The following is a 20985-nucleotide window of genomic DNA, read 5'->3' on the forward strand; positions in this document are numbered from 1 at the left end:
CCCGCCAGCAGGTGGTCGCCCCCCTCAACCAGCTGGTCTACTGCGCCCGCCAGATCCAGCGGCAGGATTTCGATCTTAAGCTGCCCGCCCACGGCGAAAACGAGCTGGGGGAACTGTCTCGCGCCTTCGTCACCATGGCCGACGAGCTGGGCAAGCTCTATCGGGAGCTGGAAAACAAGGTGGAAGAGAAAACCGCCAAGCTGCAACAGGCCAACGACACACTCTCGTTTCTCTACTCGACCGCCCAGAAGCTGCACGCTGCCCCGCTCAGCACCCGTACCCTTATCAAACTGCTGGACCGCGCCGCCGCCCACCAGCATATCGACCACATCCGGCTGACCCGCTTCGAGCACAACGCCATGCCGGTCTACATCTCGGGGCGCACCGGCTGGCCCGGCGATCTCGATGCGGTGGCCAGCTTTTATCTGCAGATGGATGAGCAGGAGTTCGGCCGCCTCGACATCATCAGCCAGCACCCCATCGATGAGCGGTTGATCAAGAACTTCACCATGCTGCTGGCTCAGGTGCTGCACAAAGACCAGACCCTGCTGCAACAGCAGCGACTGCTGCTGATGGAGGAGCGGGCGGTGATCGCCCGGGAGCTGCACGACTCGCTGGCGCAGGCCCTCTCCTATCTCAAGATCCAGTCCACCCTGCTCAAGCGCTCTTACGCCAAGGGGCAGCATGACAAGGCGCAGGAAGCGATGCAGCAGATCGACGAGGGGCTTAGCAATGCCTATACCCAGTTGCGCGAACTGCTCGGTACCTTCCGTCTCACCATTGGCGATGCCAATCTGGGGGAAGCGATCCGCGTCATGCTTGATCAACTGCAACCTCAGACCCAAGCCGAAATCCGGTTCCATTACGGACTGGCCGACAACGACCTGGAGGCGGGCCAGCATATCCACATTTTGCAGCTGATCCGTGAGGCAGTGCTCAATGCCATCAAACATGCCAACGCGCAAGTGATTGATGTTAGCTGTGAGACCCTCGCCAGTGGTAACATTGAGGTTCAGATTTCAGATGACGGTGTCGGGATCGGACTCGCCAGCTCGGCGATCAACCATTACGGGTTGAGCATCATGAACGAGCGCGCCAGCAAACTGCACGGTCTGCTGACCATCAACGAGCAGCAACCACAAGGCACCTGCGTGCATCTGACCTTTCCCACCAGTCTAGCGAGAGACGCCTGATGGACGAGATGAAATACACAGTTCTGGTCGTAGATGACCATCCCCTCATGCGCAAAGGGATTGTGCAGTTGCTGGCTCTGGAAGAGAACATGGAGGTGACCGGTGAAGCCTCCAACGGCACAGATGCCGTGGCGCTGGCCAAAGAATCAGAGCCGGACCTGATCCTGCTCGACCTCAACATGAAGGGGCTCTCCGGCCTCGATACCCTCAAGGCGCTACGGGCCGAAGAGATCACCTCCCGGGTGGTGATCCTCACCGTCTCCGATGCCCGTCAGGATGTGGTTGCTTTGCTCAAGGCGGGTGCCGACGGCTACCTGCTCAAGGATACCGAGCCTGATCTGCTGCTGGCCCAGCTGGCCGACGTGATGACCGGCAAGCAGATCCTGAGCGAACCGCTGCGCCCCTATCTCGAAAACATCTACGAGCTGGATCACCTGCAGCAGAAGCTGGAAAGCTTAACGCGTCGCGAAATGCAAATCCTGCGCGAAATTGCAAAAGGCCTCTCCAACAAACAGGTCGCCTCGGTACTCCATATCTCCGAGGGAACGGTCAAGGTTCACGTGAAGAGCCTGCTGAAGAAACTCGAGGCGCAAAGCCGCGTGGAAGCGGCTGTCATGTATCTGGAGCAGCGCAACTAAGCGCCCTCAACCGTCCGAAAAGCCACCCTCCGGTGGCTTTTTTCATTCTCTGGCACAGTCGCTGCATTGTCATATTCAGCAACTACTCAATGGAGGATGGAACATGAAACTACAACCTTTGGCACTGTTCCCCTTGCCTTCCCACATACTGCCGGGCGGCAAGCTTCCTCTGCGTCTGTTCGAGCCACGCCACCTGCAGATGCTCAAGGAGTCATTCATCAACGATCAGGGCTTTGGCATCGTGATGGAAGAGTCGACCACCTCGGGACAATCCGGCCGCATTCTGCCGGTGGGCACCCGGGTCAAGGTGACAGACTTCTACACCCTCAATGATGGTCTGCTGGGTGTGACGGTGCTGGGACTGGAGCGCTTCTGCATCCACGAGATGGAAACAGACGAGATGGGCCTGCGCCGGGCCAAGGTGGAGATGCTGCCCAACTGGCCGAGCACCCACTCAGATTTCAACGACAAGCTGCTGGTCAATCGCCTGCGGGAAGTGTTCGAGCAGTATCCGGAGCTTGATGAGCTCTATCCGGACAAGCGTTTTGAAGATGCCGCCTGGCTCTGCCAGCGCTGGCTCGAGATATTGCCGATGCCGATTTATGAAAAGCAGATGCTGATTGCCAAACAAAACAGCGAAGCGGCCCGTAAATTTCTGCATCGCCTGATTTCACAATGACAAAAACAGCATTGCAAAATGCAATTATTCCAACAATGAAAATGTGAAATTCGCATTTTGCGAGTAAGTAGGAACGCAAAACACCATACCAAGAGAGAGCCGCTGCGCTAAACGGCCAAAATTGAACACAAAAGAGTCCCAAAAAAGTTGGCACAGATTTTTCATATAGATTGATACAACCCGATTTATCCCGTGCTCTCTTCAGTATTTGCTGAAGAACTGGTCAACCCACAAAGTTGACCATTTTTTTTATCCGCGCGTCGGCAACCGCTGACCAAAGTGACGCTGCAAACACTCTCTCAACCGTGACAAGGTGATGGGCTTGGCGAGAAAGTCATCCATCCCCTGCGCCAGACAGCACGCCTTGTCCTCCGCCATCGCATTGGCCGTCAGGGCGACGATAGGCATGGTGCATCCCAACTCACGCAAGCGTCGGGTCGCTTCCAATCCGTCCATCAGGGGCATCCGCATATCCATCAGGATCAGATCCGGGAGCTGCTCATCCACCTGCGCCAGCGCCTCCAGACCATTGGCAGCCAGCCGTACCTTGCCCACCAGTTTTTGCAGCATCAGCGATACCACCAGCTGATTTACCGGGCTGTCCTCCACCACCAGCACATCCAGTGGCAGCAGTGCCGAAGCCCCCTCCTCCCGCTGCGGCTGACTATGGCAGGGTAGCGCCATGCCGGGCAGTTCGAACCAGAAACAGCTTCCCTTACCCGGCTCGCTCTTCAGGTGGATCTCACCTCCCATCAGGGTAACCAGACGCTTGCTGATGGCAAGACCCAGGCCGGTACCGGAAAAACGCCGGGTGGCCGAGTTGTCGACCTGGGAGAAGGGTTCAAACAGCAGCGCCTGATCCGCATCGGCGATCCCGATCCCGGTGTCGGAGACCGAGATAAGCAGCTTCTCATCCTGCCAACCCAGGTGCAGTGTCACCTGCCCCTGCTCGGTAAACTTGAGGGCGTTGTCCAGCAGATTGCCCATCACCTGTGACAAACGCATCGGATCCCCCTGTAACTCCCGGGGTACCGACTCATCGACCCGATAAACCAGCGCAATCCCCTTGGCGGTCGCGCGAGCTTGCAGCGGCTCGACCAGAGATTGGCAAAGCTGGACGGGTTGCAGGGTCTCGCAGTGAAACACCAGGGTTTGCGACTCAATTTTCGAAAAATCGAGCACGTCGTCGATGATGGTTTGCAGCAATCTGGCCGAGTGGGTGGCATGGCGCAGCAGGCTCTGTTGCTCCGGCGCTAGCTCGGCATGCTGCACCAGATCGAGCATCCCCAACACCGCATTCATGGGCGAGCGGATCTCGTGGGTCATCATGGCTAGAAACTGGGACTTGGCACGGTTGGCCGCTTCGGCCTCATCCCGAGCCCGCGCCAGCTCCTCTTCCCTACGGATCTGGTTGCTGATATCCCGGGCAGTGCCGCGATAACCAATAAACAGGCCATCATGGTCAAAACAGGGCTCGGCGCTCACTTCCATCCAGCAGGGGCCGTGTTGCAGCGCAACCTGCATCCGTACCCCTCGCACCGGCTGGCGCAGCGCCAAAAGCTGCAGGTATTTCTGGGCATCGCAGCTTTGCTTGTTGCAGACGTAGTCATAGAGGGTCGGCCGGGTCGCCTGCGGGGTCATCTCATCCAGATAACCCGGCTCAGAGGCGTAACTGAGGCGATGCTCGGCATCTGTCTCCCAGAACCAGTCAGAAGCCATGGCGGCGAAGCTGCGAAAACGGCGTTCGCTGGCCTGCAGCGCCTCGGTTTTTACCGCGACCTGCTCCTGCAAGCGGGCCCGATAGGTGATGTTGACCAGCGCCTGGGCGATAAGAGGACGGCAACGCTCCATGGCGGCCTTGCTGGTGAGATCGAAGGTGCCCGCCCGAGCGTGGCGGCAGATGAGGGTGGCGGTAAAACCGGGGGCCTGCAGCCCGGTCAGCATCACGCTGGCCCAGCCCGGCTCGCTCGCCAGCGGCGCAAGCTCAGGCAGCTGGGCGGGATCGTAAATCACCAGGGTTTCACCCGAGATGGCGCGGGCAAATGCCGGGGTCATGCGCCAGCTGCGGGCAGAGAGCATAGGCTCGGTACTGAGGTGGGTACTCCCCTGCTCCCCTTCCCAGGCCACTACATCCGCGTGTTCAAAGCCGATAAAGGGTTTGAGCACCTGGATAAGGCTCTCCAGTACCTGCTCCAGCGTCTTGGCATCGGCGAGGGTGGCAACCCCGCCCAGCAGGGTCTGGGACTCGTGACGATACTTGGCCTCGCGCTCGCGGCAACGCATAAGGTCGACCAGCGTGGTCTGCAATTTGTCGCCGAGGGCTTCCAGTTCACTGTTGCCAATCATCTTGTTGCCTGCTCTGCTCTGTTATGTTCTGCCGACTCAACGGGTCAGGAAAATCACGCTAGATACCATCAGGTTGCCGTGGGCCAGCTCGCCATTGGGCAGCCGCCCCTGCTCGCCGAAGGTAAAGGGGGTGATAAAGGGGATCTTGCCGAGACGAGCCTGGCTCTGCTCGACAAATTGGCACAACATATCACCTAGCGCCAAACGGCAACCAGCACAAAAGATGATGAGCGCGCCGATAGGCTGCAATTCCACATCGACCCCATACCCTGGCTCAACGCGCATGGCATTGAGGCTGCGCTGCAACAACCCTTCCTGACTGCTGTACATCAACAGCAGACGCTCCCCTTGATCCACATCGGTAAAGAGCCGCAGCCCGCCCTGTTCGGTCACCGCTTCGGGGTGAGAGAGTTTGTAGTAAGGAATGCCATCCAGCGCTCCCACCTGACGGGCCAGCGGGGTGAGCGTGGTCTCCCGCAAAATCGCCCCTACCGGCCAGGGCTGCTCGCGCCCGCACCAGCGGGCATAGACCTCGGCGGCAGGCTGGTGATCGATGGTGAGTACCTCCCGCCCGTTGCAGGCGGTGATCTCGCCGCTGAATTCGGCAGGCACATAACCGGAGTGAAACTGAAAAGCGAGCTGGCAATCGGGATAGAGCACCGCCAGACCGATGCCATCCTGAGCCACCGCCTCATCCCAGCAGAGCTGCCAGTCACCGCTGACGCTACTATCAGCCGCGGATCCACCGACCACCGGCACCGAGGCACCGAGTTCGGCCTCGATTCCTGCCAGCAACCCCTCCTCCTTGCCGGGACTGGCGTGAAACAGGATCAGCTGGGGCAGCTCGCCTGGTCGACCACAGTCGCTCATGGCTCGGCGCAGCAACTGCCGCACATCCACCCCGTCACCGCTGGCACCGGCTACCCCGAAGGCCCCTTTCTCATCGTACAGGGCAGCAACGGCCAGCCCATATCCGTCTCGGGCGTGGTGTCCCATCTCGGTCATGACACCACCGCAAGAGCTGCACCCAAGCAAGCGGGTCGTCGGGAACTGGCGTTTGAGCGCGTCGCGCAGTATCGCCCCCTCATGGGCTTGGGTAAAATAGAGTAACAGCAGGGAGGGGGCCTGATCGGCATGGTGGCGCAGCTGCGCGCAGATATCTTGGGCCGCCAGCGATGAACTCTGGGCAAGGGAGTGAACGGTCAGAAATTTCAACACCATCTCCTTGTTTTATCGAATGGCAGCCTCAAGCAAAAATCATACCTTTATCAAACAATTATCTCGCTTCGCTTGCTAACATAGCGGTCAACTGAGACCAATGACAGGACGCCCATATGTGGCAAAAAAACATCAATGACTTCGATCGGGTCGTTGCCATCGGTGGTGGCCACGGCATGGGACGAGTGCTTTCGTCCCTCTCGTTTCTCGGTCAACGGCTCACCGGCATCGTCACCACCACAGATGATGGTGGCTCGACCGGACGCCTGCGCAAGAGTCAGGAGTGCATCGCCTGGGGCGATCTGCGCAACTGCCTGAACCAGCTGGTGACCGATCCCAGCATCGGCAGCCTGTTGTTCGAGTACCGCTTCGCCGGCAAAGGCGAGCTGGCGGGCCACAACCTTGGCAACCTGATGCTGCTGGCGCTCGATAATCTCTGTGTCCGTCCTCTTGATGCTATCAAGCTGATCAGTGACATGCTCAAAATCGAGTCACAATTGCTACCCATGTCTGAATTTCCCACCGATCTCTGCGCCCATATGGAGTGTGGCACCCAGATCCTGGGAGAGGTATCCATCGATCAACTGGCAACACCGCCTCTCTCCCTCGGCCTGATGCCGGAAGTGCAAGCGACCCGGGAAGCGGTGCTGGCATTGCAGCAGGCGGACATGATCATTCTGGGGCCGGGCAGTTTCCTCACCTCCATCATGCCGCCATTGCTGCTGGCCGAGATCGCCCAGGCCATCAACGAGAGCAGCGCCATGCTGGTTTTCGTCTGCAATCTGGTGGCGGAAAACGGCCCTGCCAGTCAGCTGGATCTGATGAGTCAGTGTCGCTGGCTGGAGTCCCGGGTCGGTCAGGGTCGGCTGGATGCCATCCTGGCCCCACAGGGCGCGAGTGATGCGGGGGACTGGCAAGGGCGAGTGATCGAAGCCGAGCTGGGCGAGCTTGAGCTGCCGCATCGGCACGATCGATTGAAGCTGAAACTGGCGCTGGACCGGATCATCCAGCAACTGCTCAACCAGCGTTAGGCAACGGTCACGGCGCCACGGCATCCCTGCATGGCGCCGTTACTGATAATCGGCAAGAAACGCGAGCACCTGGGGCAAGGAGGCCTCCAGCAGTTGCAACTGGCGCTCTGCCTCAGCCACATCGGCCTGCTTGCTGGCCATCTCCAGCGCCATCACCTGCTGATAACTCGGTATGGCGCCATAGCTGCCACAGGATGATTTCATGCTGTGAGCCACCCGAGCCAGCGCCTCCCACTCTCCCTGTTCATAGAGGGGTCTGAGCTGACTCAGCTGCTCGCCCACCTCTTCAATAAAGACTGCGATGACCACGGGCAGCATATCCGGACCGATATCCTCTGCCAGCTGCTGCAACACCTTACGATCCACCCACTCCATGCGAGGCTCCTCCAGAACGGTATTCAAACAGACCATACTATAGATAGTTTTCGATGTCGTGGCTCACGACCAGGCAGTGATGAAGCACCCGGTTGGATGGCTCAGGGAATAAAGTGGCAAAAAATGTGATCAGTATCGAAATAGCGATGCTGAAACGCCCGTCAAGACAACAACTTGATTGCCACAAATTAACAATTGATCAACACTCAATGCTGTCAGAGTGATGATGCTCAGCAACACCTCTCATCCCTTTTGCCTTTTATGGCTGCTGCGAAGAACCAGGGTAGGTATCTACCCTGGTATTTTTTTATCTTGCTCAAGCGCGACCTGGTTGGTCGCCACCCGCTCCCCCATGCGAAACAGATTGAATTCGCCGGGCGCCATTTTGACCCAATTCTCATTGCCGGTCAGCGGACGGGTGGTGATCAGGGTCACCACATCGTTGGGGGTGGTCTCGCTTTGAAAGTCGATCACCACCTCCTCATCCAGCAGGCTCGCCTCGCCAAAGGGCGCACAGCGAGTCAGCCAGTGCAGGTTGTTGCTGCAGTAGCTCATCACATACTCCCCGTCCGAGAGCAGCATGTTGAACACCCCGAATGCTCTGAGCTCGTCACACAGGGTGGCGAGATAGCGAAACATGGCGGGAAAGTTTGCCGGACGCTTGGGATATTTTTGCTCCAGCCGATCGAGCAGCCAGCAGAAGGCGTGCTCGCTGTCGGTATCCCCCACCGGCCGGTGGCGACCGGTTGGCAGCTTCTTGTAACCGGTGAGCTGACCGTTGTGGGCGAAGGTCCAGTAACGGCCCCACAGCTCACGGGTAAAGGGGTGGGTATTTTCCAGTGACACGCAACCACGATTGGCCTGCCGAATGTGGCTGACCACGGCGCAGCTCTTGATGGGCAGCGCCTGTACCAGTCTGGCGATGGGAGATTGGGCGCTGGGCTCGGGATCCTTGAAGGTGCGAAAGCCCTTCCCCTCGTAGAAGGTGATCCCCCAGCCATCCTTGTGGGGCCCGGTCTTGCCGCCGCGCAGCATCAACCCGGTAAAGCTGAAGCAGATATCGGTCGGCACATTAGCACTCATGCCGAGCAGTTCGCACATATCCGGCAGACTCCTTTCATGATTTGGCTTGTGTCATGTTCGACCAGCACGCTGGTTCGACAGACAGCAGGGGAAGGCGCAATCCCTTCCCCTGTGACTGGCAACAACCGGCAGATGGCGAACCATGCTACCGGCGTTGCCCTTGTCTGGTGACGATGGCCTGATTACTTGGCCATCTCTTTTTCGACCAGCTGGATCAGGATGTGGATAACCTTGATGTGCACTTCCTGAATACGGTCGGCATAGCCAAAGTGCGGCACGCGGATCTCGACATCCGCCAGACCCGCCATCTTGCCGCCATCCTTGCCGGTCAGGGCGATCACTTTCATGCCTTTGGCGCGGGCAGCCTCGATGGCTTTCAGGATATTGCCGGAGTTGCCGCTGGTGGAGATGCCGAGCAACACGTCGCCACGGCGGCCGACCGCTTCCACATAGCGGGAGAAGACATAGTCATAGCCAAAGTCGTTGGAGACGCAGGAGAGGTGGCTCGGATCTGAGATGGCGATACCGGCATAACCCGGGCGGTTCTCGCGGTAACGACCGGTCAGCTCTTCGGCGAAGTGCATGGCGTCACAGTGGGAGCCACCGTTGCCACAGGAGAGCACCTTGCCCTCTTCCTTGAAAGAGTCAGCCAGCAGTTTGGCGGCCGCTTCGATGTTTTTCAGGTTCTGCTCATCAGCCAGGAAGGCCTGCAGCACGCTGGCAGCTTCGGTCAGTTCATTGCGGATCAATTCTTGGTACATGATGTCTCTTCCACTGTTTTTAGTGTGCGTGTAGATCGCGGCTATTCTCGCACAAGCGAATCGCACAGTCGCCCCCCTGCGAGCCACAGTGCTGGCGGCGCGTGAGCGTTATAGGGATCACAGAGAGAAGGTAATGAAGATGTAAACAGCTTGATAACTTTGTGCGTATGAATTACAACAGGGGCCATATCCAACAGGTCAGACCTCTGGATCAGTTACGCCACGTTGGCAACCTAACCACGCAAGGAGCAAGCAATGACGACGACCCTCACTCTGCTCGGGGTGATCCTGGTTATCGGAGCCCTGGCCTATCGCCGGGCATCCCTGTTCATCTCCACCCTGGTCACCGGCGCCGCCCTGGTGCTTGGCGCCATCTATGGTCATGTGCCCTTGCTGGTATGGGCGCTGTTCGCGGTGATCGCCATCCCGCTCAATCTGGTGGAATTTCGCCGCAATCAAATAACCAAGCCGCTGTTCAAGATCTACAAATCGATCATGCCGGAGATGTCCCGCACCGAGAAAGAGGCGATTGAAGCGGGCACCACCTGGTGGGAAGCCGATCTGTTCGCGGGCAACCCGGACTGGAAAAAGCTGCACGCCATCCCGGTCAGCACCCTCTCTGCCGAAGAGCAGGCCTTTATGGATGGTCCGGTCGAGGAAGTGTGCCGCATGGTGAGCGACTGGGAAGTGACCCACGAGCGCGCGGATCTCTCCCCCGAGGTGTGGCAATACCTGAAGGACAACAAGTTCTTCGCCATGATCATCAAGAAGAAATATGGCGGTCTGGAGTTCTCGGCCTACGCCCAGTCCTGCGTCCTGCAAAAACTGTGCGGTGCCAGCGCCGTGCTCGCCTCCACCGTCGGCGTACCCAACTCGCTGGGCCCGGGCGAACTGCTGCAGCACTACGGCACTGACGCGCAGAAGGATTACTACCTGCCCCGCCTGGCGGTAGGTAAAGAGATCCCCTGCTTCGCCCTGACCAGCCCGGAAGCGGGTTCTGACGCAGGTTCCATCCCCGACTTCGGTATCGTCTGCAAGGGCGAGTGGGAAGGGAAAGAGGTGCTCGGTATGCGCCTCACCTGGAACAAGCGCTATATCACGCTCGCCCCTATCGCCACCGTCTTGGGTCTCGCCTTCAAACTGCGTGATCCGGAACACCTGCTGGGTGAAGAGGAAGAGCTCGGCATCACCTGCGCGCTGATCCCGACTCACATCAAGGGTGTCGGCATCGGCCGTCGCCACTTCCCGCTCAACGTGCCGTTCCAGAACGGCCCGACCCAGGGCAAGGATGTGTTCGTCCCGCTCGATTTCATCATCGGTGGCCCGGCCATGGCCGGTCAGGGCTGGCGCATGCTGGTCGAGTGTCTGTCGGTCGGTCGCGGCATAACCTTGCCCTCCAACAGCACTGGCGGCGTCAAGATGCTGGCCCTGGCGAGCGGTGCCTACAGCCGCATCCGTCGCCAGTTCAAGCTGCCCATCGGCAAGATGGAAGGGATTGAAGAGCCGCTGGCCCGCATCGGCGGCAACGCCTACATCATGGGCGCCGCAGCCAACCTGACCGTGACCGGTATCGACCTTGGCGAGAAGCCCTCGGTCATCTCCGCCATCGTCAAATACCACCTCACCGACCGGGCCCAGAAGTGCATCATCGATGCCATGGATATCCACGGCGGCAAAGCCATCTGCATGGGCCCCAACAACTATCTGGCCCGTGGCTATCAGGGTGCCCCCATCGCCGTTACGGTAGAAGGGGCCAACATCCTGACCCGCAGCATGATCATCTACGGTCAGGGCGCCATCCGTTGCCACCCGTATGTACTGCCGGAGATGCTGGCCGCCAGCCACCCCGACAAGGAGCAGGCGCTGAAGGATTTCGACAAGGCGGTATTCAGCCACGTCGGCTTTGCCATCAGCAACCTGGTACGCAGCTTCTGGCTCGGTATCACCGGCGCCCGCTTTGCCGCGGCCCCTTACAAGGATCAGACCAAGGGCTACTACCAGCAGCTCTCCCGCCTCTCGGCCAACCTGGCGTTCCTGTCAGACATGGCGATGGGCACCCTGGGTGGCGAGCTCAAGCGCAAGGAGCGGGTCTCCGCCCGTCTTGGCGACGTGCTGAGCCAGCTCTATCTGGCCTCAAGCGCCCTCAAGCGCTATCAGGATGAGGGACGCCAGCAGGCCGACCTGCCACTGCTGCACTGGGCACTGCAAGATGCCATGTTCAAGGCACAAGAGGCGATCGACGAGCTACTGCGCAACTTCCCGAACCGCTGGATTGGTCTTGCCCTGCGCGCCGTGGTGCTGCCGCTGGGTCGTGACCTGAACCGTCCATGCGACAAGCTGGACCAACAAGTGGCCCGTCTGCTGCAAACCCCGAGCGAGACCCGTAGTCGCCTGGCCAAGGGGCAGTATCTGACCCGCGAAGAGGGCAACCCCTTCGGTCTGCTGGAGCAGGCGCTCGATGACGTGCTGGCCGCCGAGCCGCTGTTCGAGAAAGTCTGCAAGAGCGATGGTATCAAGCGTCCCTTCATGGCGCTGGACAAGGTGGCCGACATTGGCCTGGCCGCTGGCGTACTGACCCAGAGCGAAGCGGAGCTGCTGCGCCGCGCCGAGGTAAGTCGCCTGCGCACCATCAACGTCGATGATTTTGACCCCATCGATCTGGTGGCCAACAAGAAGCTGTTTGAAGCCTCCGCTTACCATCACGCGGCCTGATAACCAGCTATCGACAACGCCTCCCTTGTGGAGGCGTTTTTTATGGGCGCTCACCACTATTCACGGCCCGAACAGCCACCACTTGCACTCACAGCTCCCCCGACCAGCTGCGGGCCCCGTGTGGTCAGCTAGGAAAAAAGGCACAATAGCCGACAAATCGAATCACCAAGGAAGCCAAGATGACCCTTGAGCACCTGATCCTGTGGCGCCGCGACCTGCACCGCCTGCCGGAAGCCGCCTGGAAAGAGTTTCGCACCACCAGCCTGATTGCCCACCACCTGAGCGAGCTCGGTTATCGCATCGTGCTCGGCGACAAACTGCTGGCCAGCAATCTGATGATGGGGCGTGATGTGGATGTGGCGGCCGAGAAGGCTCGCGCCCGTCGTCAGGGAGCCCATCCCGACTGGCTGGAGCGGATCGGCGATGTCACTGGCCTGATGGGAGAGCTGGATACCGGCCGTCCCGGTCCGACCCTGGCCTTTCGCTTCGATATCGACGCGGTGGAGGTGGAAGAGTCCGATGCTGAACAACACCAACCGCAGCAGCAGGGTTTTGCCTCCCACAACAAGGGGTGGATGCACGCCTGCGCCCACGATGGCCACACCGCCATCGGCATGGGGCTGGCCAGCCAGCTGATGGCGATCAAGGAGCAGCTGTGCGGTCGCATCAAGCTCTTCTTCCAACCCGCCGAAGAGGGGTGTCGTGGTGGCAAGGCGCTGGCTGCCGGTGGCGCACTCGATGACGTGGATGCCCTGCTCTCGCTCCATATCGGTATTCACGCTGGCAGCGGCGAGCTGGTGATCAATCCCACCGAATTTCTCTGCTCCACCAAGTTCGACGTCCACTTTATGGGCACCGCCGCCCACGCGGGACTCGAACCCAACGCCGGCAGCAATGCGCTGGCAGCCGCCTGCATGGCCACCACCGCCATGCTCGGCATTCCCCGCCACCGCGACGGCATGACCCGCATCAACGTCGGCCAGCTTCACGCTGGCAGCGGCCGCAACGTCATCCCCGATCATGCCGAGCTGCGCGGTGAGACCCGCGGCGCCGACAGCGCGCTCAACGACTACATGTTCAGTCAGGTACAGCGCATCGTCGAAGGGACTGCCCTCGCCCACGGTGTCACCTATCGCATCATCAAGCAGGGTGAGGCCATTGCCCTCGACAACAGCCCGGCGCTGCAGGCCGAGCTGGCGGCGCTGGCCCGCAAGCAGGGGCTCGCCACCATCCAGACTCGCCGCTTTGGCGCCAGCGAAGATGCCGGTTTTCTGATGGAGCGGGTGCAAAAACAGGGGGGCGAAGCGGCTTACCTCATTCTGGGGGCTGATCTGGCGGCACCACACCATCACAACGAATTCGATTTCGATGAGCGGGTGATGCAAAGCGGGGTAGAGCTACTGGCCGCCTGGGCCCGTGCCCGACTGGGTGTGGCAGAAGCAGCCCTCTCTTGATATCCCCTCGGCAAGCTCACCGGCTAACGGGATCAAAAAAAGGCGCCTCGGCGCCTTTTTTCTGCAAGAAAAACCTGAGCGCTACTCGCGGTGCTTGCGATGCACATCGGGGCGACCACCGGTCACGCTATCGGCTCTCCCCTCCTCTTTGGCCTTCTCGGCCCGCTTTTTGCGCATCTCGCGGGGATCGGCGATGAGCGGGCGGTAGATCTCGATACGATCGCCGTCGTGCAGCGGCTCGCTCCCTTTCACCGGGCGGCTGTAGATACCGAACTTGTTGACCGCCAGATCGATCTCGGGGTGTTTTTGTACGATGCCGGACTGCTCGATGGCCGCCTGCACGCAGGTCTCGGGCGCCACCCGCAGGGCAATCACCGTCTGCTGCTGCGGCAAGGCATAGACAACCTCGATATTGAGCTGGTCAGACACCGTAGACCTCCTTCGCCCGGTTGGAGAAGGCGGAGACCATGGAGCTCACCAGATCGCGGAATACCTGACCAAAGGCCACCTCGATAAGCTTGGAGGTAAACTCGAAATCGAGATCAAACTCCACCTTGCAGGCGTCGACATCGAGCGGGGTAAAGGTCCACCAGCCCGCCAGCTTGCGGAACGGGCCATCCACCAGCTCCATCCTGATCTGACGGTTCACATCCAGCTGATTGCGGGTGGTAAAGGTCTTGGCAATCCCCGCCTTGGCCACATCGACCGACGCCATCATGTAGTCATCGCCCGCCTCGTGGACACGGCTGCCAACACAGCCGGGCAAAAACTGCGGATAGGCATCCACATCGTTAACCAACTTGAACATCTGTTCTGCACTGAACATCACCAGGGCACTGCGCGTAATTCGGGGCATGGCTTTTCCTCATCCAATCGGCGCGATTTTATCACCATGTTTGGGGTTGTGGAGGTAAAACCTCAGCCAAACCGCTCAGAAAGCCACCACTTGACCTGCTGCGCGTTTTACAGCCGCCCCTGCCTACGTATAATACGAGCCTCCTAGTCATTGCCGGAAATCGCCCGTCATGAGCAAAAAAAACAGTAAAAACAAAGCCGGGTCCAGCACCATTGCACTCAACAGAACCGCGCGCCACGAATACTTCATCGAAGAGAAGATCGAAGCGGGTCTGTCCCTGCAAGGGTGGGAAGTCAAATCCCTGCGGGCGGGCAAGGCCAACATCAGCGAAGCCTATGTCATCTTCCGCGATGGCGAGGCCTATCTGTTCGGCTCCAGCTTCCTGCCACTGCAAGCGGCCTCCAGCCACGTGGTATGTGACCCGACCCGCACCCGCAAACTGCTGCTGAGCCGTCGTGAACTCGACAAGCTCGAAAGCCTGATTGCCCGTCAGGGCTACACCATAGTTCCCCTCGCCCTCTACTGGAAACAGTGCTGGGTCAAGGTCGAGATCGGCCTGGTGAAGGGCAAGAAAGAGCACGACAAGCGCGAAGATACCAAGGCCCGCGAATGGGATCGGGAAAAAGCTCGCATCATGAAGAACAAGCATCGCGGCTAACCTGCGACTGGCAGGATCAGAACGCCAGTTCACCTTCCCCCGGCGCAGCTGGCTCTTCAGGCTCAGCTGCGTACAATAAATCGGCAAACAGACTGGCTGCCAGAGGGAATGGGTATCAACGCCTTGCTATGACAGCATTTTTGCGTACAATCGCAATTAACAACTTGGGGCTGATTCTGGATTCGACAAGATTCACGAAACCCAAGGTGCATGCCGAGGTGCGGTAGGCCTCGTTAATAAACCGCAAAAAAATAGTCGCAAACGACGAAAACTACGCACTAGCAGCTTAATAACCTGCATAGAGCCCTTCTACCCTAGCTTGCCTGTGTCCTAGGGAATCGGAAGGTCATCCTTCACAGGATCGTGTGGAAGTCCTGCTCGGGGCGGAAGCATTAAAACCAATCGAGCTAGTCAATGCGTGGCGTGTCTCTCCGCAGCGGGTTGGCGAATGTAAAGAGTGACTAAGCATGTAGTGCCAAGGATGTAGTAATTTTGGACGGGGGTTCAAATCCCCCCAGCTCCACCAAACGTTTGGAAAGGGCCACCTCGCAAGAGGTGGCCCTTTTTATTTGTCCATGTCCATGTTGTTTACCGATATCAAACTGGTTGGATTTTTTCCAATATCCCCCTTGAACTAACCTTTGGCAAAAAATCAGGCGCATCACCGCGCAGGCTTTATCATCAGGTTGCCATCCCAGTACTAGCCGGACTCACAGCCGCACATTGGCATGTCATGACCCAATATTGAGTAAATTGATGTTGGCCGCTGCATTTTAATGCACTTACAATATGCGCCCAATTCTGTTGGATTCCTTCTGATGCTCCGCCAATGTGATCGTCTATTCCTGTTTCTCCTGCTACTGCTCTGGGGCGTGGCGGCGCACGCCATTACCAGTCTGAATGAAGACGAGTTTGATCTGTCTGAGCGCGCCTGGCTGTCATCACACCAGGAGTTGGTCATCGGCATGCCGATGATGGGTGACCCTCCATACAGCTATAAGGATGCAGATCAACGCTTTACCGGCCCAGTCCCCGATATTGCGCAGCAGATTGCCAGAACGCTCGGGTTGACCCTGCGCTACAAGGTTTACCCCTCCTACGTGGATGCGCTGTCCGGACTTGACCACGGCGCAATCGACATACTGGTGAACGACCAGCCAAGCGAACAATGGCGATCCAATATTGTCTCCCTCCCGTTTTTGCTCTCCATGCCGCGCGGCGTGCTGCTCAACAATGGCAAAACGAAGTTGTCACGACAGGATGCCCATGGTTTGCACTGGATCTGTGTCACGGGAGTCAATGCTTGCAGTGAATTGAAAAAACTGGGATTTCCCCGTGTGACCGAGGCAGAGAGTCGCAGCGAAGCAGCCTTTATGCTCAAAAAGCGCATGGCTGACGCCTATCTTGCCGACATGCCGTCACTGGTGATGGTGAAAGATCAGCACCCCAAGGCTGGCTTCACCATTGCCACTCCGGAATGGGTAAGCGGCACGTCTCTCTCCATCAATATGCACAAGAGCGCCCCGGCACTGGTCAGCCTGGTGAGCAAGGCATTCAACGAGATACCGGTTGAAGATCGTCGTCATATGCTGGCAGCTACCACGACTCGCCAACATGCGGACTCAGGAGCGGTGAAGTCTGTGCAGTTTACCCCTGAGGAGCAGGAGTGGCTCAACCAGCATCCTGAGCTCACTTACGGCGTCTCTCCGGACTGGACCTCCATGAGCGAATTCAATTACCGGGGCAGGCTGGTCGGTTATGTGGCGGACCTGATGGCGCTGATGCAGCAAGTCTCCGGGCTGAAGTTCTCTCTGGTTCGCACCAATAGCTGGGGTGAAACCCAGAATATGCTGAAGCTGCGGCAGATCGACTTTATTCCGGCCATCTCCCCCAACCACGACCGCGGCCAGTTTGCGCTGTTCACCCCCGGCTATCTGTTTGTCGATCGGGTAGTCATTGCCCCCAAACGCAGTGCCGATATCACCGATCTCTCACTGCTGCGAGGGCAACGGGTCGGCATGGTGCATGGCTCGCTGGATAAAGATCTACTGACCCACATCGGCGCCCATCCGGTAGAGGTCAACAATGACAACCGCTTGCTGGAGCTGCTGGACACGGGCGATGCCGACTACGTGATGGTCACCCTGCCATCCATCAACAAGCGGGTGAGCGAACGCTATCAGGTGGTCTATGCCGGCAAAGACTTGCGCCTGCCGGTCGCCATGGCCACGCGCAAAGATCCCATGCTGCAGCGGATCCTTACCAAGGTGCTCTATTCGATACCGCCGGAGGAGCTCAATAAAGTGGAGAGACGCTGGCTCTCCATGAGCGTGCAGACCGGCATCAATAACGAAACAGTGCTGTTCTGGTTCGCAATGGGCGGCGCAACTGCCACCCTGCTGTTTACCCTGTTCTGGGCCTGGAACCGTACCCTGAAACGGGAGATCGTGCAGCGACAACGGGCCGAGAAGACGCTCAATGAACAGTTGGTGTTCATCCAGACCCTGCTCGACTCCCTGCCCAATATGGTGGCGCTGCGGGATCGCGATCATCGCCTGACCCTCAGCAACCGGGCATACCGCGAGCTGTTTGTCGGTGATGGGGAAGAAGGTGATCGCTGGGGCTATATGACCGAGGACGAGCGGCAACAGATGTTGCGCGAGGAGCGTGCGGTCTGGGAAACCGGCGAGATCTTCCAAGGATCGGGTTATACCCAGCGCGAGGGGGATGTTCCCCTTCACGTGGTCTACGTCAAGTTGCCCTATCGCGCAGCAGACGGCGCGATTCAGGGGGTGCTGACGGTATTGACCGATGTCAGTGCCCTCAAGGCCGCCGAAAACAAGGTGCGAGAAGTGGAGGGCAGGCTGCGGGACATCACCGACAGCATGCCGGGTCTGGTTTATCAATATCTCTGGCAAGGGGCCGGCAAGGGGAAATTCCTCTATCTGTCCCAAGGGGCCAGCGACATTCTCGGGATGACCCACCAAGAGTTGATGGCAGCCGAGTCTGGCGGCATGATCCTCGGCTTGAACGACGAGGCTCTAGCAGCCTTTATCGATAAGGTGGCCAAACATGCGCAAACCCTTGAGCCGCTCGATATGGAGGTGCTGGTGCCCTCTGTTCAGGGGGAGCGCTATATCCAGATCCGCGGCAACTTTGTGGCGCAACAGGGCCATGATCGCCTGCTCAACGGCGTGGTGCAGGACATCACCGCCATCAAGCAACAGGAGCATGAGCTGCGTGAGGCGCGCGCCGCGGCCGAGCAGGCGATGCAGGCTCGCAGCCTTTTTCTGGCCACCATGAGCCATGAGCTGAGAACCCCCATCTCGGGCATGCACGGCATGCTGGAGCTGCTGCGCATGAGCGAGCTCAATGATGACCAGCGCTATCTGCTGCGCAATGTGGAGAGCTCGGCCAACCACCTGCTCTATCTGGTCAACGATATCCTCGACTTTTCCAAAATCGAGGCGGGTCAGCTGCACCTCAATCGCCAATCCTGCCGTCTGCAACCCGTGGTGTGCGATGTGATCCGCGGCCATGCCGCACTGGCCTACAGCAAGGGGCTGAAGGTCACGCTCCAGTGGGAGGATCAACTCCCCGACCTGGCCGATATCGATCCGGTCAGAGTGGGCCAGGTGGTTTCCAATCTGCTCAACAATGCGGTGAAGTTCACTGAGCAGGGCGCCATTTCGATCCAGGTCAGCTGTCACGACCAGCAGCTGGTTATCGCGGTGACGGATACCGGCATCGGCATCGCCGAAGAGAAGCAAGCGCTGCTCTTTACCCCGTTCGAGCAGGTGGAATCCGATATCAATCGCCGCTTTGGTGGCACCGGTCTGGGCCTGGCCATCTGTGAGCAGCTGGTGAAGAAGATGGGCGGCACCCTGACGGTCAAGAGCCAGCTCGGTGAAGGGGCCTGTTTCCGCTTCAGCATCCCGCTGCTCAATGGCCTGTGGGAGCCACCCGCACTGGCGGGCAGCGAATGGTGGTGGCTGGGTAGCGATGCCGCCTTGCAGGCCACCATGGCACGGCTCGGCGCCCGGTTGAGCCCCCTCGATATCCACCAGCTCACCGCCGATCTCGACGGACTGCTGTTGGCGGAAGAGGCCGCGCTGGAGTCCAGTCTGGGGAGCGATTGGCACACCTTGCTGCAGTCCGGCACTCTCAAGGGGGTCATCCTCTCCTCCCGCGAAGCGTTGCGGGGACGCATGGGCTCGGAGAACTGGTGGCGCCTCGGCCAATCCCCCCTCTATCCGGATCTGTTGGTCGAAAGCTGCCGCGAACTGATCACCGGGCGAGCCGTGACCACCCATGCCGCCAGCATCGAAAAACTGGGCGGGCGAGTACTGGTCGCCGATGACCATCTGGTCAATCGCGCCCTGCTGACCCGTCAGCTGGCGATTCTGGGGGTGGAGTGCGAGGTAGTGGAAGATGGCGAGAAGGCGTTGCGCGCCTGGCAAACCCGGAATTTCGCCTTGCTGATCACCGACTGCCACATGCCGCACATGGATGGCTACACCCTGACCCGCCGCCTGCGGGAACAAGGGGAGCAGGCCCCCATCATCGGCGTCACCGCCGATACCTCGGAGGAGGCGGCAGCCAATATGACGGCAGCCGGCATGAACGGCATGCTGTGCAAACCCTATTCGCTGGAGTCACTGCGCCAGATGCTGCTGCGGTGGTTGCCCGCGACTACGATCACAGAGAGAGTGCCCGCACGACAGGCCATCAATCTCGACATGATCGGTCGCTGGCAAGATCTGTTTGGCGATGAAGGGATTGCCAAAAGCATGGCAAGGGAGTATCTGGCCTCCAACCGGAAAGATTGCCACGCTATGATGAGCGCGCTCTCCTCCGATGATAGCCAGGAGCTGGTGGAGATCGCCCACCGCATCAAAGGGGCAGCCAGAATGGTCGGGGAGCTCTCCCTGGCCGAGCAGGCGGCGCAACTGGAATCGGCGGCCCGCCTCAAACAGTTGAGCGAGCTCGCGCTGCTGACACAGAGAGTGGAAGAACAGATGAACAATATTGAACGTGAAATGGGATTGTGGCTCGATGAGTAGAACGGCAGACGAGTTGGTCATCATGGTGGTCGAGGATCACGGGTTTCAACGCAAGACCCTGATGCACCAGATCCGGGCGCTCGGTTATCAGCAACTGCTGGAGGCCGCAGACGGCATCGAAGCCCTGGCGCTGTGCCAGAGCCACACTGTCGACATCCTGTTCTGCGATCTGCGGATGCCCGGCATGGATGGCATGGCGCTGCTGCGCCGCCTCTCGCTGGGTGGCTTTCGGGGCGGCATCATCCTCTCCAGCGCGCTGGAAGATGACGTGGTGGAGGCCGTGCTGCGGATGAGCGCGGCCTATGGTCTCCATGTACTGGGTCGCATCGAGAAACCCTCCAGCCCGCAGCGGCTGCGCCAGCTGATTGACTCCTGGGCGCCAAAGTCGGCTCCCTCGGGCAAGGACGATGGCCTCGCCCTGTCGGTGGACGAGCTCAAACGCGCCCTCGACAACGACCAGTTGCTGCCCTGGTATCAACCCAAGGTCGGCTTTGCGTCCGGCCAGTGGGTGGGGATGGAGGCGCTGGCCCGCTGGCAGCATCCGGAATACGGGCTGATCTCCCCCGGCATGTTTATCCCGCTGGCGGAAAATAACGGCCTTATCGATCAGCTGACCGATGTCATCATCAACAAGTCGCTGCAGGATTGCCATCTGTGGGGACAGACCGGTCTCTCCCTCAATCTGTCGATGAACCTCTCCACCACCTCGCTGATCGAGGGGGATCTCTGCCACTTCCTGATCAACCAGTGCCAGCGTTGGGGCGTCAATCCCGAGCTGATCACCCTGGAGGTGACCGAAAGCTCGTTTGTCGAGGATATCGGCAAGGCACTGGAGGTGCTGACACGACTGCGGATGCACGGCTTTGGCCTCTCCATCGATGACTTCGGTACCGGCTACTCCTCGATGCAGCAGCTGGC

General features: G+C 59.4%; 16 protein-coding genes and 1 other RNA gene. 10 read left to right on the forward strand and 7 right to left on the reverse strand.

Annotated features, from left to right (window positions below; translation table 11 throughout):
• From AACR14_RS13430 to AACR14_RS13440, 3 genes are all read left to right on the forward strand, one after another.
• On the forward strand, window positions 1-1193 hold a 1193-nt coding region (locus AACR14_RS13430; RefSeq protein WP_019446539.1), incomplete at its 5' end, for a histidine kinase.
• Window positions 1193-1831 carry a two-component system response regulator NarL gene (gene narL, locus AACR14_RS13435; RefSeq protein WP_005334471.1) on the forward strand — a complete coding sequence of 213 codons (639 nt, stop codon included), beginning with the start codon at window positions 1193-1195 and terminating at the stop codon, window positions 1829-1831. The genes AACR14_RS13430 and narL, both read left to right, overlap by 1 nt.
• A gap of 103 nt (window positions 1832-1934) precedes the next feature.
• Window positions 1935-2510, forward strand: coding sequence for an LON peptidase substrate-binding domain-containing protein (locus tag AACR14_RS13440; RefSeq protein ID WP_005334473.1), 576 nt, complete (start codon window positions 1935-1937; stop codon window positions 2508-2510).
• A 249-nt stretch (window positions 2511-2759) separates the two neighbouring features.
• On the opposite strand, the gene AACR14_RS13445 is transcribed toward AACR14_RS13440, so the two are convergent.
• Window positions 2760-4856, reverse strand: a complete 2097-nt coding sequence (locus tag AACR14_RS13445) for a hybrid sensor histidine kinase/response regulator (protein WP_019446540.1) — start codon at window positions 4854-4856, stop codon at window positions 2760-2762.
• Between the two features lie 36 nt (window positions 4857-4892).
• On the reverse strand, window positions 4893-6077 hold the full coding sequence (locus AACR14_RS13450; protein WP_026035090.1) for an FIST signal transduction protein: 1185 nt from the start codon (window positions 6075-6077) through the stop codon (window positions 4893-4895).
• Between the two features lie 113 nt (window positions 6078-6190).
• Here AACR14_RS13450 and AACR14_RS13455 point away from each other — a divergent pair, with 113 nt between their 5' ends.
• A complete protein-coding gene (locus tag AACR14_RS13455; protein ID WP_019446542.1) occupies window positions 6191-7105 on the forward strand; it encodes a gluconeogenesis factor YvcK family protein in 915 nt (304 codons plus the stop codon).
• A 39-nt stretch (window positions 7106-7144) separates the two neighbouring features.
• Here AACR14_RS13455 and AACR14_RS13460 read toward each other — a convergent pair whose 3' ends face one another.
• From AACR14_RS13460 to lpcA, 3 genes are all read right to left on the reverse strand, one after another.
• Window positions 7145-7480, reverse strand: a complete 336-nt coding sequence (locus AACR14_RS13460) for an Hpt domain-containing protein (protein WP_019446543.1) — start codon at window positions 7478-7480, stop codon at window positions 7145-7147.
• A gap of 291 nt (window positions 7481-7771) precedes the next feature.
• Entirely contained in the window at window positions 7772-8581 is an 810-nt protein-coding gene (locus AACR14_RS13465) for a class II glutamine amidotransferase (RefSeq protein ID WP_019446544.1), read from the reverse strand.
• A 164-nt stretch (window positions 8582-8745) separates the two neighbouring features.
• Window positions 8746-9324 carry a D-sedoheptulose 7-phosphate isomerase gene (lpcA, locus tag AACR14_RS13470; protein WP_005334485.1) on the reverse strand — a complete coding sequence of 193 codons (579 nt, stop codon included), beginning with the start codon at window positions 9322-9324 and terminating at the stop codon, window positions 8746-8748.
• Between the two features lie 255 nt (window positions 9325-9579).
• Between lpcA and fadE the strand changes: the two genes are divergently transcribed.
• Window positions 9580-12036, forward strand: a complete 2457-nt coding sequence (gene fadE, locus AACR14_RS13475) for an acyl-CoA dehydrogenase FadE (RefSeq protein WP_019446545.1) — start codon at window positions 9580-9582, stop codon at window positions 12034-12036.
• 179 nt (window positions 12037-12215) lie between these two features.
• The gene (locus tag AACR14_RS13480) at window positions 12216-13490 is read left to right on the forward strand and encodes an amidohydrolase (protein ID WP_019446546.1); all 1275 of its coding nucleotides are present in this window, start codon (window positions 12216-12218) and stop codon (window positions 13488-13490) included.
• An 81-nt stretch (window positions 13491-13571) separates the two neighbouring features.
• Here the strand turns inward: AACR14_RS13480 and AACR14_RS13485 are convergent, their stop codons facing one another.
• Together AACR14_RS13485 and AACR14_RS13490 are read right to left on the reverse strand one after the other, a co-directional pair.
• Window positions 13572-13919: an RnfH family protein gene (locus AACR14_RS13485; protein ID WP_019446547.1), complete on the reverse strand. Its 348-nt coding sequence runs from the start codon at window positions 13917-13919 to the stop codon at window positions 13572-13574.
• On the reverse strand, window positions 13912-14346 hold the full coding sequence (locus AACR14_RS13490; RefSeq protein ID WP_005334496.1) for an SRPBCC family protein: 435 nt from the start codon (window positions 14344-14346) through the stop codon (window positions 13912-13914). Before AACR14_RS13490 ends, AACR14_RS13485 begins: the two co-directional genes overlap by 8 nt.
• Before the next feature lie 169 nt (window positions 14347-14515).
• On the opposite strand from AACR14_RS13490, the gene smpB reads away from it, so the two are divergent.
• The 4 genes from smpB to AACR14_RS13510 all read left to right on the forward strand — a co-directional run.
• Entirely contained in the window at window positions 14516-15004 is a 489-nt protein-coding gene (gene smpB / locus AACR14_RS13495) for an SsrA-binding protein SmpB (protein WP_005334498.1), read from the forward strand.
• Window positions 15005-15170: 166 nt separating this feature from the next.
• Window positions 15171-15530, forward strand: a transfer-messenger RNA (tmRNA) gene (ssrA, locus tag AACR14_RS13500).
• 292 nt (window positions 15531-15822) lie between these two features.
• Window positions 15823-20067, forward strand: a complete 4245-nt coding sequence (locus tag AACR14_RS13505) for an ATP-binding protein (protein WP_019446548.1) — start codon at window positions 15823-15825, stop codon at window positions 20065-20067.
• Window positions 20060-20985 (forward strand): EAL domain-containing response regulator (locus AACR14_RS13510; protein ID WP_041201968.1); only part of this gene is annotated, 926 nt, incomplete at its 3' end. The genes AACR14_RS13505 and AACR14_RS13510, both read left to right, overlap by 8 nt.

Source organism: Aeromonas sp. 159, assembly GCF_963862045.1.
In the GTDB taxonomy this organism is placed as follows: Bacteria; Pseudomonadota; Gammaproteobacteria; order Enterobacterales; family Aeromonadaceae; genus Aeromonas; species Aeromonas veronii.

What these genes read in the sequence shown, in the direction of transcription:
- narL (WP_005334471.1), top strand. Translation starts at nt 1,193, where the DNA reads ATGGACGAGATGAAATACACAGTTCTGGTCGTAGATGACCATCCCCTC.
- AACR14_RS13480 (WP_019446546.1), top strand. Translation starts at nt 12,216, where the DNA reads ATGACCCTTGAGCACCTGATCCTGTGGCGCCGCGACCTGCACCGCCTG.
- AACR14_RS13445 (WP_019446540.1), bottom strand. Translation starts at nt 4,856, where the DNA reads ATGATTGGCAACAGTGAACTGGAAGCCCTCGGCGACAAATTGCAGACC.
- AACR14_RS13465 (WP_019446544.1), bottom strand. Translation starts at nt 8,581, where the DNA reads ATGTGCGAACTGCTCGGCATGAGTGCTAATGTGCCGACCGATATCTGC.
- AACR14_RS13440 (WP_005334473.1), top strand. Translation starts at nt 1,935, where the DNA reads ATGAAACTACAACCTTTGGCACTGTTCCCCTTGCCTTCCCACATACTG.
- AACR14_RS13490 (WP_005334496.1), bottom strand. Translation starts at nt 14,346, where the DNA reads ATGCCCCGAATTACGCGCAGTGCCCTGGTGATGTTCAGTGCAGAACAG.
- AACR14_RS13450 (WP_026035090.1), bottom strand. Translation starts at nt 6,077, where the DNA reads ATGGTGTTGAAATTTCTGACCGTTCACTCCCTTGCCCAGAGTTCATCG.
- fadE (WP_019446545.1), top strand. Translation starts at nt 9,580, where the DNA reads ATGACGACGACCCTCACTCTGCTCGGGGTGATCCTGGTTATCGGAGCC.
- AACR14_RS13460 (WP_019446543.1), bottom strand. Translation starts at nt 7,480, where the DNA reads ATGGAGTGGGTGGATCGTAAGGTGTTGCAGCAGCTGGCAGAGGATATC.
- AACR14_RS13455 (WP_019446542.1), top strand. Translation starts at nt 6,191, where the DNA reads ATGTGGCAAAAAAACATCAATGACTTCGATCGGGTCGTTGCCATCGGT.
- lpcA (WP_005334485.1), bottom strand. Translation starts at nt 9,324, where the DNA reads ATGTACCAAGAATTGATCCGCAATGAACTGACCGAAGCTGCCAGCGTG.
- smpB (WP_005334498.1), top strand. Translation starts at nt 14,516, where the DNA reads ATGAGCAAAAAAAACAGTAAAAACAAAGCCGGGTCCAGCACCATTGCA.
- AACR14_RS13505 (WP_019446548.1), top strand. Translation starts at nt 15,823, where the DNA reads ATGCTCCGCCAATGTGATCGTCTATTCCTGTTTCTCCTGCTACTGCTC.